Origin of the sequence: Arthrobacter sp. UYEF36, assembly GCF_040547025.1 — a bacterium.
Lineage (GTDB): Bacteria > Actinomycetota > Actinomycetes > Actinomycetales > Micrococcaceae > Arthrobacter.
In genome coordinates, this window is record NZ_JBEPOX010000001.1 from 65,480 (window position 1) to 79,658 (window position 14,179).

A 14,179-nucleotide genomic window follows, 5' to 3' on the forward strand; every position below is an offset into this window, starting at 1 on the left:
GACAGCCCAATCGATTGGGTGAGCATCCGGCAGCAGATGCAAAACAAACGGAGTGGACATGACTGGCACAGATTTGCTTGGCCCCCACGTGGTGCTGTTGGCCACGGGAGGAACAATTTCCTCCCGCGGGTCGGCGGCCGGGGGAGCCTCCGTGGCCTCGGACACGGGCGAGCAGGTGTTCGCCGGCATGGGGGTGCCGGCCCCGCATCCGGTCCGCGTGGTCGATGTCTTCCGGAAGGGCTCGTACCTGCTGACGGTCGAGGACATGATCGCCGTCTGCGCCAGGATCAGCGAAACTCTGGCCGACCCGCAGGTGTTGGGTGTCGTGGTCACCCACGGCACGGACACGATGGAGGAGACGGCGTACCTTGCCAGCCTGACTCACGATGATCCCCGCCCCGTGGTGTTCACCGGAGCCCAGCAGGCGGCCGACTCCGAAGACCCGGACGGTCCCGGCAATCTCTCCCGCGCGATCGCCGTCGCCGGTTCCCCGGAAGCGCGGGAGCGGGGCGTGCTGCTGGCGTTTGCGGGGACCATCTTTCCGGCGGCCGGAGTCCGGAAGAGCCACACAACGAGGCTCGATGCTTTTGCCAACCCGGATTTCGGGACCGCAGGATCCGTTTCCGGCGCCGGCGAGGTCCGTATGCAGCCGGCCCGGCCCGGTATTGCGTCATTGCCGTTGCCGGGCGTAGGCGCCGGTTCGCCGCGCGTGGACCTCATCGCCGCCTATCCCGGCGCGGATGCCACCCTTTTTCGGGCCGCCCGCCAGGCGGGGGCGGCGGGCGTTGTGCTCCAGGGGACGGGCACGGGCAACGCCAACCCCGCGCTGTGCCGTGAAGTGGCCGACGCCACCGCGGCCGGCGTCGTGGTGGTGACGAGCACGCGGGTGGAAGCCGGCGCCGTCGTACCCCGGTACGGCGACGGCGGCGGTGACGACCTGCGCGCGGCCGGTGCCATACCGTCCGGGCTCCTGAAGCCATCCCAGGCACTGGTGCTCCTCAGTCTTCTGCTCAGGCTGGACACGCCTGCCGCCGGCATTGCGGAAACCTTCGCCCGCCGGGGCGCGCTCCCTGACTAGCTCCACCCCGACACCACAACCCAGCACCAGAACCAGAACATCCCAACAAGAACCGCAGTGAAAGGTTGAACTCATGACTAAGGACATCCAAGTCGCGTTCGGCGTCGACGTGGACGCCGTGGCCGGAATGCTCGGCTCCTATGGGGGCGAGGATTCCCCATGCGATATCTCCCGCGGCCTGTTCAGCGGCGAGGTCGGCGGCCCGCGCCTCATTCGTCTCTTCGAGAAATACGGACTGCCCGCGACCTGGTTCGTGCCGGGCCACTCGATCGAAACGTTCCCGGACCTGACCCGGATGATCGTGGACGCAGGGCACGAAATCGGCGTGCACGGGTACTCGCACGAAAACCCCATCGCCATGAGCCGCGAGCAGGAAACGGCCATCCTGGACCGGTCGATTGAACTCATCGAAAAGGTGTCCGGCCGCCGTCCCACGGGTTACGTCGCTCCCTGGTGGGAATTTTCGCCCGTCACCAATGAGATCCTCCTCGAACGCGGGATCAAGTACGACCACTCCCTGATGCACCGTGATTTCGAACCGTACTACGTCCGGGTTGGTGACAGCTGGAAAAAGATCGACTACACCAAGGCCGCAGAAACCTGGATGGAGCCGCTCGTCCGGGGCAAGGAAACCGACCTCGTCGAGATCCCGGCGAACTGGTACCTGGATGACCTCCCTCCCATGATGTTCATCAAGGCGGCCCCGAACTCGCACGGTTTCGTCAGCCCCCGGGACATCGAACAGATGTGGCGGGACCAGTTCGACTGGGTGTACCGGGAAATGGACCAGGCAGTCTTCACCATGACCATCCACCCGGATGTCTCGGGCCGCCCCCAGGTCCTGCTCATGCTCGAACGCCTCATCGAACATATCAACTCCCATGAGGGAGTCAGTTGGCTCACATTCGACCAAATCGCGGACTCCTTCCTCGCCCGCAGCCCCCGAAAGGATAACCAGTCATGACCCTCCAGCAGCCCGCCGTCGACCTGACGCAACCCGGACCCAACGAAAAACGCCGCTTCCCGGTATTCTCCAAGCACCACACGACCACCGCCACCGTCCTGGCCCTGCTGGCCTGGACCGTGGCCGTGTTCGACTTCGGGCTATTTGGCACCCTCCTGCCGGCCATGCAGGAAGAGTTTGGTTGGACTGAAACCGAAGCCTATGCGCTCAATACCTGGATCGCCGTCGGCACCGCGATCGTCTGCTTCGGAATCGGTCCGGTCATTGACCGGCTCGGCCGCCGCAAGGGCATGATGGTCACCGTCGGCGGAACCGCCGTTGTCTCCGGTCTGACCGCCCTGATCCCGACCGGAATCCCGTTCCTCAGCAACGGCCTGCTGGTGCTGGTCCGTTCCTTCGGCGGGCTCGGATTCTCGGAGCAAGCCGTCAACGCGACTTACATGAACGAGGTCTACCAAGTCACTGAAGTCGCCGACAAGCGCAAGCGCCCCGGCTTCCACTACTCCTTCATCCAGGGCGGCTGGCCGCTGGGATTCCTGCTCGCCAGTGCCCTCGCCCTCGTCTTCCTTCCGTCCCTTGGCTGGCGCGCCCTGTACGTGATGGCGACTGTTCCGGCAGCAATCATCGTGTGGCTCATTGCCAAGAAACTGAAGGAGACGCCGCAGTTCGAACTCCACCACAAACTGACCGAACTCGAGAAGAGCGGCAAGACCGAGGAAGCCCACTCCCTGGCCCACGCATTCGGCGTCGAGCACTCCTCCGCGGCCCCGCTCAAGCGCATCTGGGAGCCGCACCTGCGCCGGAACACGATCGTCTTCTCGCTGGCCTGGATCTTCAACTTCTTCGGCATCCTGATCTTCAGCATTCTCGGCAGCTCCGTCCTGAAAAACGCCAAGGGTGTGGAACTTTCCGATGCCTTCTGGATGCTGATCGTCATCAACTTGCTGGCGTACTTCGGCTACGTCTTCCACGGCTGGATCGGTGACAAGATCGGCCGGAAGCGGACAATCATCGGCGGCTGGATTCTCTCCGGCATTTCGTTCACCATCATGCTCAGCCCGCTCGCCGAGAGCCCCTTCATGATCATCGTGACTTACGGTGCCGGACTGTTCTTCCTGGTCGGACCGTACGCCGCGATCCAGTACTTCATGGCCGAGTGCTACCCCGTCAGCTGCCGTGCCACCGGCACGGCGTTCATCGGGGCCATGAGCCAGCCCGGAACCATTCTCGGCGGTGCACTCTTCACAGCAGCAGCCGCCAGCGCAGGAACCGGTACTGCAGCCCTGTGGGTCGGTGCAGCCGGAACGCTGTTCTCCGGACTCCTGATGATCGCCGCCAAGCCGCCGGCTGAGGCCCTGCTCGAGGACCACCCGCACGAGGTCGAAGCATGACACCGGAAACAAGGGTGGCCGTGATCACCGGAGCTGCCAGCGGCATCGGACGGGCCCTCGCGGTCCACTACGCCCACCGGGGCGTGCATTCGGTGATCGGCACCTTTCCCGGCGACCCGCACGACCCGGAGGAAACCCTGCGCCTGGTGAAGGACGCCGGCGGCGAGGGGGTGGTCCAGGAAGTGGACGTCCGGAGTACTCCGTCCGTTGATGCTTTCGCCGAACGGGCCGTTCAGGAGTACGGACGTCTGGACTACGCGGTGGCCAACGCCGGAATCCTGCGTAATTCACCGCTAAAGGAGATGACCGATGAGCGCTGGCACGACATGCTCGACGTCGACCTCACCGGCGTGCTGCGGACCCTGCGCGCCGGGTCCGCGAAGATGACCGACGGCGGAGCGATGGTTGCCGTGTCCTCCATTGCCGGAGGCGTCTATGGGTGGGAGGAACATGCCCACTACGCCGCCGCCAAGGCCGGTGTGCTCGGGCTGGTCCGCAGCGTCGCCGCCGAACTGGGCCCGCGCGGCATCCGCGCCAACGCCGTCATTCCCGGACTCATCGAAACTCCACAGTCTTTGGACCCGGTGAACTCCCTTGGACCCGACGGCCTGCAGCGCGCCGGGCTGGACATCCCCTGGGGCCGGGTCGGACAGCCCCAGGAAGTTGCCAGCGTGATCGGCTTCCTGACCTCCGATGACGCCGTCTACGTCACGGGCCAGTCGCTGATAGTCGACGGCGGTCTCACCATCAAGATGCGTGCCTGAAAGCACTGGAAGGACAACAATGAACAACCCTGACGCCTCCCGTCACACGGAGGGCCGCGCCGTCGTGGTCACGGGCGGAGCCAGCGGCATCGGCAAGGCCATCGCCGAAGCCTTCGCCTCCAACGGGGACAGAGTGGCAGTCCTGGACAGGTCAGGCGGGGCGGGTACCATCGCCGTCGACGTTTCGGATGAAGCCAGCGTCAAAGCGGCGTTCACCGAAGCGCGGACGCAGCTCGGCAGTATCGACATTCTCGTGAACAGCGCAGGCCTGCTGACCGAATCGCGGTTGGAGGACATGTCCCTTTCCATGTGGAACGAAACGATTGCCGTTGACCTGACGGGTGTGTTCCTTTGTTGCCGGGAGGTGGTGGGGGAGATGCGGCAGCAGAAGTGGGGCCGCATCATCAACATCGCCTCCCAGTTGGCCATCAAGGGCGGCACCGGGCTGAGTCACTACAGCGCGGCCAAAGCCGGAGTCGTGGGGTTGACCAAGGCGCTTGCCCTGGAATCCGCCGCCGACAACGTGCTGGTCAACAGCATCGCCCCGGGTCCCATCGAGACACCCCTGGTGGACGGCATATCCGAAGAGTGGAAGGCGGCGAAGCGCGCCGGGCTGCCGCTGCTTCGCTTCGGGCAGGCTGCAGAGGTGGCCCCGACGGCGCTGCTTCTTGCCAGCGATCCGGGTGGCAACTTGTATGTCGGACAGACGCTCGGGCCAAATTCCGGCGATGTCATGCCCTAGGAGGACTCTCACATGTGCGGTGCCTGCGGACGAAGTGTAGTGAGCGATCCCGTCCTGGGGCCGATCAGGACGCTGCGGCTGCACCTGATCGTCGCCCAAACGGTCAACGGTGCTTGCCAATCCTGGCCGGGAGCGCCGAAAGTGGCCGCTACCAGCATCGGATGGCTGGTCTCGGGACCGACGGGAGTCACGGAACCCGTATCGACCGTGGAAGCGCTGTGGTCGGCTGTCCTCCGGGGCACGCCGGGAGCACGGTGGCAGGACCTGCGTCGAGCCACGGACCCGGAAACGGAGGACCCGGAAGGGGAGGGCTTGTCCCTCCGGGTGCTGAAAGTCGGCCGTGAGATGGCACGCAGCGCGGGTGCGTCACGTCGCGCTCCGCTCGGTCAGCACGACGGCGGAGCTCGCCGCGGCGAATCCGCTACGGAAACAGACAGCCGCCACGTGGATCCACGTAGCGGCTGTCTGAAATCGGCGCGGAATCCGCCGCGGTAGGGAAACTACTCCGCGATGTCGATGTGCGTCGGGTCGAGGACGCGGCGGAGGAACTCCTTGGTCCGGGCGTGGGTGGGGGCGCTGATGACCTTCTCGGCCACGCCTTCCTCCACCACGACGCCGCCGTCCATGAAGACCACACGGTCGGCGACCTCGCGGGCGAAGCCCATCTCGTGGGTCACCACCAGCATGGTCATGCCTTCCTTGGCCAGGTTCCGCATGACGGACAGGACGTCGCCCACGGTCTCCGGGTCCAGGGCCGAGGTGGGCTCATCGAAGAGCATCAGCTCGGGGTCCATGCTCAGCGCCCGGGCGATCGCCACGCGCTGCTGCTGCCCGCCGGAGAGCTGGTCGGGGAAGCGGTCGGCGAGGTGCCCCAGGCCCACGCGCTCCAGGTTCTTCATGGCCGCGGCCGAGGCGTCCGCCTGGCTGCGCTTGAGCACCTTGGTCTGCGCGATGGTGCAGTTCTGCAGTGCACTCAGGTGCGGGAAGAGGTTGAACTGCTGGAAGACCATACCGACCTTGCGGCGCATCTTGTCGATGTCCACATCCGGGTCGGTGGCCTCGAAGCCGCCCACGTGGACGCTGCCCACGTTCGGCTGCTCCAGCAGGTTGACGCAGCGGAGCAGGGTGGACTTGCCGGACCCGGACGGGCCGATCAGGCAGACAACCTCGCCGGGGGCGACGGTCAGGCTGATGCCCTTGAGCACCTCGTTGGTTCCGTAGGACTTGCGGAGGTCCGTGATGGACACGCCGGCGGCCTTGACGGCCCCGCTGCGGTCATTCGCGTTCTGTACGACGTCGTTCATGACTGTCCTGCCTATCGCTTCGTCCGCGCGGAGCGGCTTTCGAACTTCCGGGCCAAGAGGCTCAGCGGGATGGTGATCACCAGGTAGAAGGCGCCGGCGACCAGGAGCGGGGTCAGGCCCGCGCCGAGGCTGGAGATGCCGTCGCGGCCGAACTTGGTGAGCTCGTACTGCGAGGCGGTGAGGCCCAGCACGTAGATCAGCGAGGAGTCCTTGGTCAGCAGGATGACCTCGTTGGTCAGCGGCGGCAGGACGATCCGGAAGGCCTGCGGGATGACGATGGAGATCATCGCCCGCCACTGCGGCATGCCGAGGGACCGGGCGGCCTCCAGCTGGCCCTTCGGCACCGCCTGCAGACCGGCGCGCAGGGTTTCGGCGATGTAGGCCGCGGCCACCATACCGAGCGAGACCATAACCACCACGGTCACGTTCCAGGAAACACCGAAGGCCAGCGGCACGCCGTAGCCGAACGCGATGAAGACCAGCAGGGCCGGGATGCCGCGGAAGAACTCGATGTACCCGGTGGCCAGCCAGCGGTACAGCGGGAACGAGGAGAGCTTCATAAGGGCCAGCAGCAGGCCGCCGGACAGGCCCACGATGAAGCCCAGGGCGGTGTAGATCAGGGTGTTCTTCAGGCCCACCAGGATGATGTCCGGGAACATCGGGCCGATCTTGGCGAAGTTGAAGACGCTGGTGCTGATGGTCTTCCAGTCCGTGGCCAGGATCAGGGCGATCAAGGCCACCACAAAGATGCCGGCCTGGACGTACAGGCTGACTCTGGCTCGTTGACGTGCGGTCATTGCCATGGTGCTCTCACATTCGTTTTGCGCAGTTGAGGCCCCGTACGGACTGTCGTCCAGCGGTACGGGGCCTCAACTGTGTCGGTCTCAGGCCGGGGTGCTACTTGGCGGCTTCGCCGAACCAGGTGGTCTCGAACTTCTTCAGGGTGCCGTCGTCGGTCAGGCGCTTGAGCGTGCCGTTGACCTGGGTGGCCATCGCGGTGTTGCCCTTCTTGATGGAGATGCCGAGCTGCTCGCCCGTGGTGTAGTTCTCCACGCGCTTGAACTTGGCGTCGTCCTTGATGGCGTAGGCGAGGACGGACTGGTTGCCCAGGGCGGCGTCGATGGTGCCGGCCTGCAGGGCCTGGACCAGGAGGCCGGAATCCTCGAACTGCTGGGCGTCGAGGCCCTTTTCCTGGGCGTACTTGGCGCCGGTGGTGGCCTGCTGGACGCCGACCTTCTTGCCTTTGGCGCCCTCGAGGTCGTTGATCCCGGAAGCCTCACTGGCCACCAGGGTCAGGTCATCGTCCATGTACGGGCTGGAGAAGTCCATGACCGACTTGCGGGTGTCCGTGATGGAGACGGAGGAGATGGAGACGTCGCACTGGGTCAGCGCGGTGCCGGTCTCGATGGCCTCGAAGGAGCTGTCCACGACGCTGAGTTCGGCCTTCAGGTCCTTGGCCACCTCCGCGGCGATGTCCATGTCGAAGCCGACGATCTTGCCGTCCTGCTGGAATTCGAACGGCTCGTAGGGCACGTCCGAGCAGACGGTCAGCTTGCCGGCGTTGATGAGCTGCACGCCGCCTTCGGAGGAGGCTGCGGGGGTGGAGCTGCCGCCGCAGGCCGTGAGCGTGAGGGCGCCGACGGCGAGGAGGGCGGCTGCCTTGGCGGCCACCTTTGCCGTGGCGAGGGACTTGAGCTGCATGGTTTTTTACCTCTTGTTGCAGGAGCAGACGTGACTTAGTCGGCTTATAGTGTAACGCCGAAAACGAGATGTGCATCACAGGAAACTAAGTTTCACCATTGGATAACTATTGACGACACTAATGCAAGCCCCGGCGGACCCGCAGTGTCTCCTATCCCGGACTCTAGCTTTTGATCCCGAGCGACTCCAGCATCGGCCGGAACTTCGCCCAGGTTTCGGCGAGCTCGGCTTCCGGCACGGAGCCCTCGACGACGCCGCAGCCCGCGTAGAGCCGCACGGTCTCCGGGGACTCAATGACGGCGCCGCGCAGCGCGATGCCCCATTCCCCGTTGCCGGCCGCGTCCAGCCAGCCGACCGGTCCGGCGTACGGGCCGCGGTCCAGGTGCTCGAGCTGGCGGATCAGGGCGCCCGCCACGGTGGTCGGTGTGCCGCAGACCGCCGCGGTGGGATGCAGGGCGTTGATCAGCGCGAGGCAGGTGGGCACATGGCCTTCGACCTCGGCGAGCTCGGCTTTTACATCCGAGGCCAGGTGCCAGACGTTGGGCAGTTCCAGGATGAAAGGTTCGCTGTGGGCGTTCATCGCCTCCGAGAACGGTGCCAGCTGCGTGGTCAGCGACTGGATGGCGATGTCGTGTTCGTGCCGCTGCTTTTCGGACCCGGCCAGCACACGCTCGGCGAACTCCAGCGGCGAGCCGTCCATGCCGTCGGCGTCGCGGCGGTCCAGAGTGCCGGCCAGGACGCGGGCCTGCGCCGTGCGGCCCTCCACCTGGATCAGCATCTCGGGGGTCGCGCCGACGAGCCCGTCCACGCCATAGGTCCAACATTCGCGGTAGCGGACGGCGAGCTGGCGGAGGATCTCGGCGGCGTTCACGCCGGCCGGAACGGTGGCGACGATGTCGCGGGCCAGCACCAGCTTCTCCAGCGCCCCGGTGCGGATTTCCGCCACGCCCGCGGCCACGGCCGCCATCCAGTCCGCCTCGCTCAGCGACCCGGTGTTCAGGGTGGCCTCGCGCGGCGGCAGGGCAGCCGGGGCTGCACCAGGGTCTGCGGCGGCGTCTGCTTCAGCGGGTACGACGCCGGGTGTCCCCAGCCAGCGGTCCAGCGCGGCGCGCGCGCCCGCTTCGGTGAGGTCGCCGTCGTCGAACGTCATCTGCGTGAGCCAGGCCTTGCCGTCACGCATGCCGACGACGATTTCGGGAACGATCAGCCGCGACTCGTGCGCGGAGGCTTTGGAGAAGGCGAAGGAGCCGAAGGCGACGGGGCCGGTGCCGGGCCAGTCGACGGGGTCGTCGATCTCGGCCTCGATGACCAGGTGGCGCCACCAGATGTCCGCCTCGAGGAAACGCTCGGGTCCCGTGGCGGTGAAGCGGGCCACCTCGCCGAAGCCGACCAGGCCGGCTTCGCGGCGGGTCCAGCAGAGGAGGTCGTCCCGGACCAGAAACGACGGCAGCCCCCCGGGGAAAGATTCTGCATCGAGGGGCAGTGTCAGTGTTCTGATAGTTCTGGTTGGGAACGCGCTCGTCATAGTGAGACAACACTACTCCCGCCCCCGCCGTAGCCCCTGCCGGAGGCTCGGCCCTGCCGCCGCGGATACCCGGTTCAGCACCAGTTCAGGCGTGGTTAGGGTGTGTGCTGATCATTTGAGACAATGTCAGGGTGAACCGAGCATCCTTGGATAAGCGTCCGGACGAAGTAGCCACGATGTTTGACGACGTCGCCCCCAAATACGACGTCGTCAACGATGTCCTGTCGATGGGGCAGACGCGCCGTTGGCGCAAGGTTGTGGTCGAAGCCATGGATGTGAAGACCGGCCAGCGGGTCCTCGATCTCGCCGCCGGCACCGGCACCTCCAGCGAACCGTATGCCGACGCCGGCATCGACGTGATCGCCTGCGACTTCTCCCTCGGCATGCTCAAGGTCGGCAAGCGCCGCCGCCCCGACATCGACTTCATCGCCGGTGACGCCACCCGTCTGCCGTTCGCGGACAACACCTTCGACGCCAGCACCATCTCCTTCGGCCTGCGCAACGTCAACGAGCCGAAGAAGGCCCTGGCCGAGATGCTCCGGGTCACCAAGCCCGGCGGCAAACTGGTCATCGCCGAGTTCTCCCAGCCCGTGGTGCCGCTGTGGCGCACCATGTACACCGAGTACCTCATGCGCGCGCTGCCCGCGATCGCCGTCAAGGTCTCCTCCAATCCGGACGCCTACGTCTACCTCGCCGAGTCCATCCGCGCCTGGCCGGACCAGGACCACCTCGCGGCCTGGCTGCAGGAAGCCGGCTGGGACAAGGTCTCCTACCGCAACCTCAGCGGCGGCATCGTCGCCGTTCACCGTGCCGTTAAGCCCGGCGCCGAGGCCGGCCCCTCCGCGGCCGCCGCGGCGCTGGCCGCCCACACCGGACCGGTGGCGAAGCTGCGCCGCAACATCACCCGGCCCGCGCGTTAGTCCGTCGCTGCCGTGAAAGTACTGATCGTCGGAGCAGGTCCGGCCGGATCCACTGCCGCCTACTACCTGGCGCAGGCGGGCATCGACGTCACGGTGCTGGAAAAAACCAGTTTCCCCCGGGAAAAGGTCTGCGGCGACGGGCTCACCCCCCGCGCCGTCCGCGAGATCCAGAAGCTTGGCCTGCCGCACCCCGAAGGCGACGGCTGGCGCCGCAACAAGGGCCTGCGCCTGCTGGCCGGCGGGCGCAGCATCGAACTGCCCTGGCCCGAGGTCTCCGACTTCCCGCAGTACGGCCTGATCCGGACCCGCCTGGGCTTTGATGAGGAACTGGCCCGGCACGCCCAGTCCGCGGGCGCCGTCGTGCTGGAACGCCACAGCGTCACCGAGGCACTGCGCGACGACGCCGGCCGCGTCACCGGGGTCCGTGCCGCGTTGCTGGATGAGTCCGGCCGCAAGACGGGGCAGACCCGGGACTTCGGTGCCGACGTCGTGCTCGCCGCGGACGGGAACTCGAGCCGCACGGCTGTGTCGCTGGGCATCCGGAAGCGCGACGACCGGCCGCTCGGCGTCGCCGTCCGCACGTATTTCACTTCTCCGCGGCACGACGACGACTGGATGGAAGGCTGGCTGGAGCTCCCCGGCCGCGACGGAAAGCTGCTGCCCGGCTACGGCTGGGTGTTCGGCGTCGGCGACGGCACCTCCAACGTGGGCCTGGGCATCCTGAACTCGTCCAAGGAATTCGGCAAGCTGGACTACAAGCAGGTCCTGCGTGAATGGACCGCCGGCATGCCCGCCGAGTGGGGCTTCACTCCGGAAAACCAGGTCGGCGAGATCCGCGGCGCCGCGCTGCCGATGGGCTTCAACCGCACCCCGCACTATTCGCCCGGTCTGCTGCTGCTCGGCGACGCCGGCGGCATGGTTTCCCCGTTCAACGGCGAGGGCATCTCCTACGCAATGGAGTCGGCCCGGTTCGCGGCCGAGTTCATCATCGACGGCGCCGCCCGCTCGGCCTCGGCCGGCTGGAACGAGGCCGACGCCGATGCGCACCTCGCCCGGTACGCGGACTACGTGCGGGACCAGTGGGGTTCGCACTTCACCCTGGGCCGCGCCTTCGCGGCCTTGATCGGCAAACCGGCCGTGATGAAACTGGCCCTCCGGACGGGCATGCCCATCCCTGTGCTGATGCGGTTCGTAGTGCGGCTGCTGGCCAACCTGACCGATCCCGCGGCCAAGGGCTTCGAGGACCGCGTCATCCGGGTGCTGGAATCGCTGGTCCCGGCGACGTCGAACCAGGGCCTGTCCAGGGCGGACGCTGCCAGTGCGGGCTCGTCGCAGATCGGCCCGACCCGCACCGACACCCCTGCGCACACCGGCGCCAACTCCGCGGTTTCCGCAACAAAAGTTAGGGTTAACCCGTGACCAACTCTGCAGACCAAAGCTGGACGCACGCCGGACACGGCCTGCCGAGCTCCGAACCCAGCCTCAATACCACCGCGATCGCCACCGGATTGCAGCTGCCGGCCGGCTTTGCCGCGATCGCGGGGGACCCCGAACTGGGGCCTGCGATCACCACCAACCTGGCCCGCGTCGAGAAGAAGCTGCGCGAGGCCATCGCCAACTCCGATCCGCTGGCTGACGCGACGTCGCGCCACCTCGTGGAAGCCGGTGGCAAGCGCATCCGGCCTTTGTTGACTCTGCTCTGCGCCCACCTGGGCGACGCCTCCCGGCCGGCCGTGGTGCAGGCCGCCGTCGTGGTTGAACTGACCCACCTGGCGACGCTCTACCACGACGACGTGATGGACTCCGCGCCGTTCCGCCGCGGCGCCCCCACGGCCCACGAGGTCTGGGGCAACTCGGTCGCGGTCCTGACCGGCGACCTGATTTTTGCCCGCGCCTCCATCCTGGTCTCCGAGCTCGGTTCCCGCGCGCTTGGCATCCAGGCCCGCACCTTTGAGCGGCTCTGCTTGGGCCAGCTGCACGAAACCGTGGGCCCGCGCCCGGACGAGGACCCGGTGGAGCACTACCTCTCGGTCATCGCGGACAAGACCGGCTCGCTGGTGGCGGCCTCCGGTCAGCTCGGCGCGATCTTCTCCGGCGCCGACGAGGCCTACGAGCCGATGCTGGTCGAGTACGGCGAAAAGGTGGGTGTGGCTTTCCAGCTCGCCGACGACGTCATTGATGTCACCGGCGTCAAGGTCAAGTCCGGCAAGTCCCCGGGCACCGACCTGCGCGAAGGTGTGCCGACGCTGCCCGTGCTGCTGCTGCGCAAGAAGGCCGAGGCCGGCGACGCGTCCGCCGTCGAACTCCTGAAGCTGATCGACGGCGACCTCAGCTCCGACGAGGCCCTCGCCGCCGCGGTTGCCGGCCTGCGGGAACACCCCGTGACGGCGGAATCCTGGGTGGTGGCCCGGGCCTGGGCCGATGAGGCGATTGCCGCCCTCGCGCCGCTGCCCGAGGGTGTGGTCAAGACCTCGCTGAGCAACTTCGCGCTGGCCGTGGTGGACCGCGCCAGCTGAGTTTGTCCCGGGTTGCGCCTTGGCGGGGCTGCTTTTGTCCTATAACCGTTTCCCCGGTTGCTGGTTCTACGGCTTAAACGGAATGGCCCCGGTTCCTTGCAACGTTTCGAGTCAAACGTTGCGTCGAACCGGGGCCATTTCTCCGTTCGCATCAGGTCCACCGGAGGCATTTGATGAACCCATGAACGAGCATATGACAGAAATGTCACGTTGTCTAGGCCGACTGTAAATTGCTTGTCACAGGGCCCTTTTGGGTGATGCCCGGTGGACTTTCCCCATGTTTCAACGTTTCGACGACGGAAACCCCGGCCTTTCGCAGCGGCACGCCGTGGAGGTGTCTGATACCCGGGGAAATCCGGCGGCGAGTTTGTCCACATAGTCCAACAGCCGGGGCTACGGCGTGGTCACCGCCGGGTCTGCTGGAGTCATGGACGTCACCGAGTACTTGAAATACGCCGGCTCAGTGGCCCGGACGGCGACGCTGTTGCAGGCCGGATTCACCGAACGGACCATCAGGAGCACCCTGGCTTCCGGGCAGGCGGTGCGGTTGCGGCACGGAGTAGTGGCGCTGCACAATGCGCAGCCGGACCTCGTTGCCGCCGTGCTGGCCAACGGCCTGCTGTGCTGTGCCTCGGCGGCCCCGCACCACAGGCTCTGGCGGCTCCACGCCCCCGAGCGGCTGCACCTCCTGTGCCGGCACGGCTCGGCTGCCGGCGTCGTGGTTCATCGGGGCAGTGTGGTGCCGCCGGATTTCCCCCGCCCGGTGGCCGGGTTGACCGACTCGTTGTTGCATGCACTGAGATGCCTGCCCGCCGTGGAAGCCGCGGTCATGGTGGAAAGCGCCCTGGTTCAGGGCCGCACCACGCTCGGCTATCTTGGGCAACGTCTTCCGGGAAATCGAAACGGCGGGGCACGCAGTGTCCTGGAGCTGGTCGACGGAACCGCGGACTCCGCGATAGAAGTTGTGGCCAGGCTGCTGTTCCGGAGCGAAGGGATCTACACCCAGACGCAGGTGGACCTGCCGGGAATCGGCATCGTGGACTTCCTGCTGGAAGGCTTCCTCATCGTGGAGATCGATGGATGCACGCACTTGGAAGCCCGGCAGGTCAAGAAAGACCGCCTGAGGAACAATGCCAGCACACTCACCGGCTACGCCGTACTCCGTTACGGGTACCAGGACGTGGTCTACAACCCGCAAAAGATCGTCCGGGAGGTGTGGCAGGTTCTGCGGGGCCGGGTGGTGCGCTGAGATTCCCCACTTTTGGCTTCCTGGC

13 protein-coding genes are annotated in these 14,179 nt (G+C 66.6%); 9 read left to right on the forward strand and 4 right to left on the reverse strand.

Annotation, left to right across the window (positions count from 1 at the left end; all coding sequences use genetic code 11):
* Positions 1 to 58 precede the first annotated feature (58 nt).
* The 5 genes from ABIB29_RS00295 to ABIB29_RS00315 all read left to right on the forward strand — a co-directional run bounded on the left by ABIB29_RS00295 (position 59) and on the right by ABIB29_RS00315 (position 4,939).
* A complete protein-coding gene (locus tag ABIB29_RS00295; RefSeq protein WP_354168983.1) occupies positions 59 to 1,078 on the forward strand; it encodes an asparaginase in 1,020 nt (339 codons plus the stop codon).
* A gap of 73 nt (positions 1,079 to 1,151) precedes the next feature.
* Positions 1,152 to 2,042, forward strand: coding sequence for a polysaccharide deacetylase family protein (locus ABIB29_RS00300; protein WP_354168986.1), 891 nt, complete (start codon positions 1,152 to 1,154; stop codon positions 2,040 to 2,042).
* Positions 2,039 to 3,433 (forward strand): MFS transporter, encoded by a 1,395-nt coding sequence (locus ABIB29_RS00305; protein ID WP_354168989.1) that lies wholly within the window; start codon positions 2,039 to 2,041, stop codon positions 3,431 to 3,433. The genes ABIB29_RS00300 and ABIB29_RS00305 overlap by 4 nt, the downstream gene beginning before the upstream one ends.
* The gene (locus ABIB29_RS00310; RefSeq protein ID WP_354168991.1) at positions 3,430 to 4,197 is read left to right on the forward strand and encodes an SDR family NAD(P)-dependent oxidoreductase; all 768 of its coding nucleotides are present in this window, start codon (positions 3,430 to 3,432) and stop codon (positions 4,195 to 4,197) included. The genes ABIB29_RS00305 and ABIB29_RS00310 overlap by 4 nt, the downstream gene beginning before the upstream one ends.
* A gap of 19 nt (positions 4,198 to 4,216) precedes the next feature.
* Positions 4,217 to 4,939, forward strand: coding sequence for an SDR family NAD(P)-dependent oxidoreductase (locus ABIB29_RS00315; RefSeq protein ID WP_354168994.1), 723 nt, complete (start codon positions 4,217 to 4,219; stop codon positions 4,937 to 4,939).
* Positions 4,940 to 5,439: 500 nt separating this feature from the next.
* On the opposite strand, the gene ABIB29_RS00320 is transcribed toward ABIB29_RS00315, so the two are convergent.
* From ABIB29_RS00320 to ABIB29_RS00335, 4 genes are all read right to left on the reverse strand, one after another.
* Positions 5,440 to 6,243 carry an amino acid ABC transporter ATP-binding protein gene (locus tag ABIB29_RS00320; RefSeq protein ID WP_354168997.1) on the reverse strand — a complete coding sequence of 268 codons (804 nt, stop codon included), beginning with the start codon at positions 6,241 to 6,243 and terminating at the stop codon, positions 5,440 to 5,442.
* 11 nt (positions 6,244 to 6,254) lie between these two features.
* Entirely contained in the window at positions 6,255 to 7,046 is a 792-nt protein-coding gene (locus ABIB29_RS00325) for an amino acid ABC transporter permease (RefSeq protein ID WP_354169000.1), read from the reverse strand.
* 94 nt (positions 7,047 to 7,140) lie between these two features.
* Positions 7,141 to 7,944, reverse strand: a complete 804-nt coding sequence (locus ABIB29_RS00330) for an ABC transporter substrate-binding protein (protein ID WP_354169003.1) — start codon at positions 7,942 to 7,944, stop codon at positions 7,141 to 7,143.
* 163 nt (positions 7,945 to 8,107) lie between these two features.
* Positions 8,108 to 9,469: an isochorismate synthase gene (locus ABIB29_RS00335; protein ID WP_354169006.1), complete on the reverse strand. Its 1,362-nt coding sequence runs from the start codon at positions 9,467 to 9,469 to the stop codon at positions 8,108 to 8,110.
* A 131-nt stretch (positions 9,470 to 9,600) separates the two neighbouring features.
* On the opposite strand from ABIB29_RS00335, the gene ABIB29_RS00340 reads away from it, so the two are divergent.
* The 4 genes from ABIB29_RS00340 to ABIB29_RS00355 all read left to right on the forward strand — a co-directional run bounded on the left by ABIB29_RS00340 (position 9,601) and on the right by ABIB29_RS00355 (position 14,154).
* Positions 9,601 to 10,389, forward strand: coding sequence for a demethylmenaquinone methyltransferase (locus ABIB29_RS00340; protein WP_354169009.1), 789 nt, complete (start codon positions 9,601 to 9,603; stop codon positions 10,387 to 10,389).
* 12 nt (positions 10,390 to 10,401) lie between these two features.
* Entirely contained in the window at positions 10,402 to 11,808 is a 1,407-nt protein-coding gene (locus ABIB29_RS00345; protein ID WP_354169011.1) for a geranylgeranyl reductase family protein, read from the forward strand.
* Entirely contained in the window at positions 11,805 to 12,905 is a 1,101-nt protein-coding gene (locus ABIB29_RS00350; protein WP_354169013.1) for a polyprenyl synthetase family protein, read from the forward strand. Before ABIB29_RS00345 ends, ABIB29_RS00350 begins: the two co-directional genes overlap by 4 nt.
* A gap of 427 nt (positions 12,906 to 13,332) precedes the next feature.
* A complete protein-coding gene (locus ABIB29_RS00355) occupies positions 13,333 to 14,154 on the forward strand; it encodes an endonuclease domain-containing protein (protein WP_354169016.1) in 822 nt (273 codons plus the stop codon).
* The last annotated feature ends 25 nt before the right edge of the window (positions 14,155 to 14,179 follow it).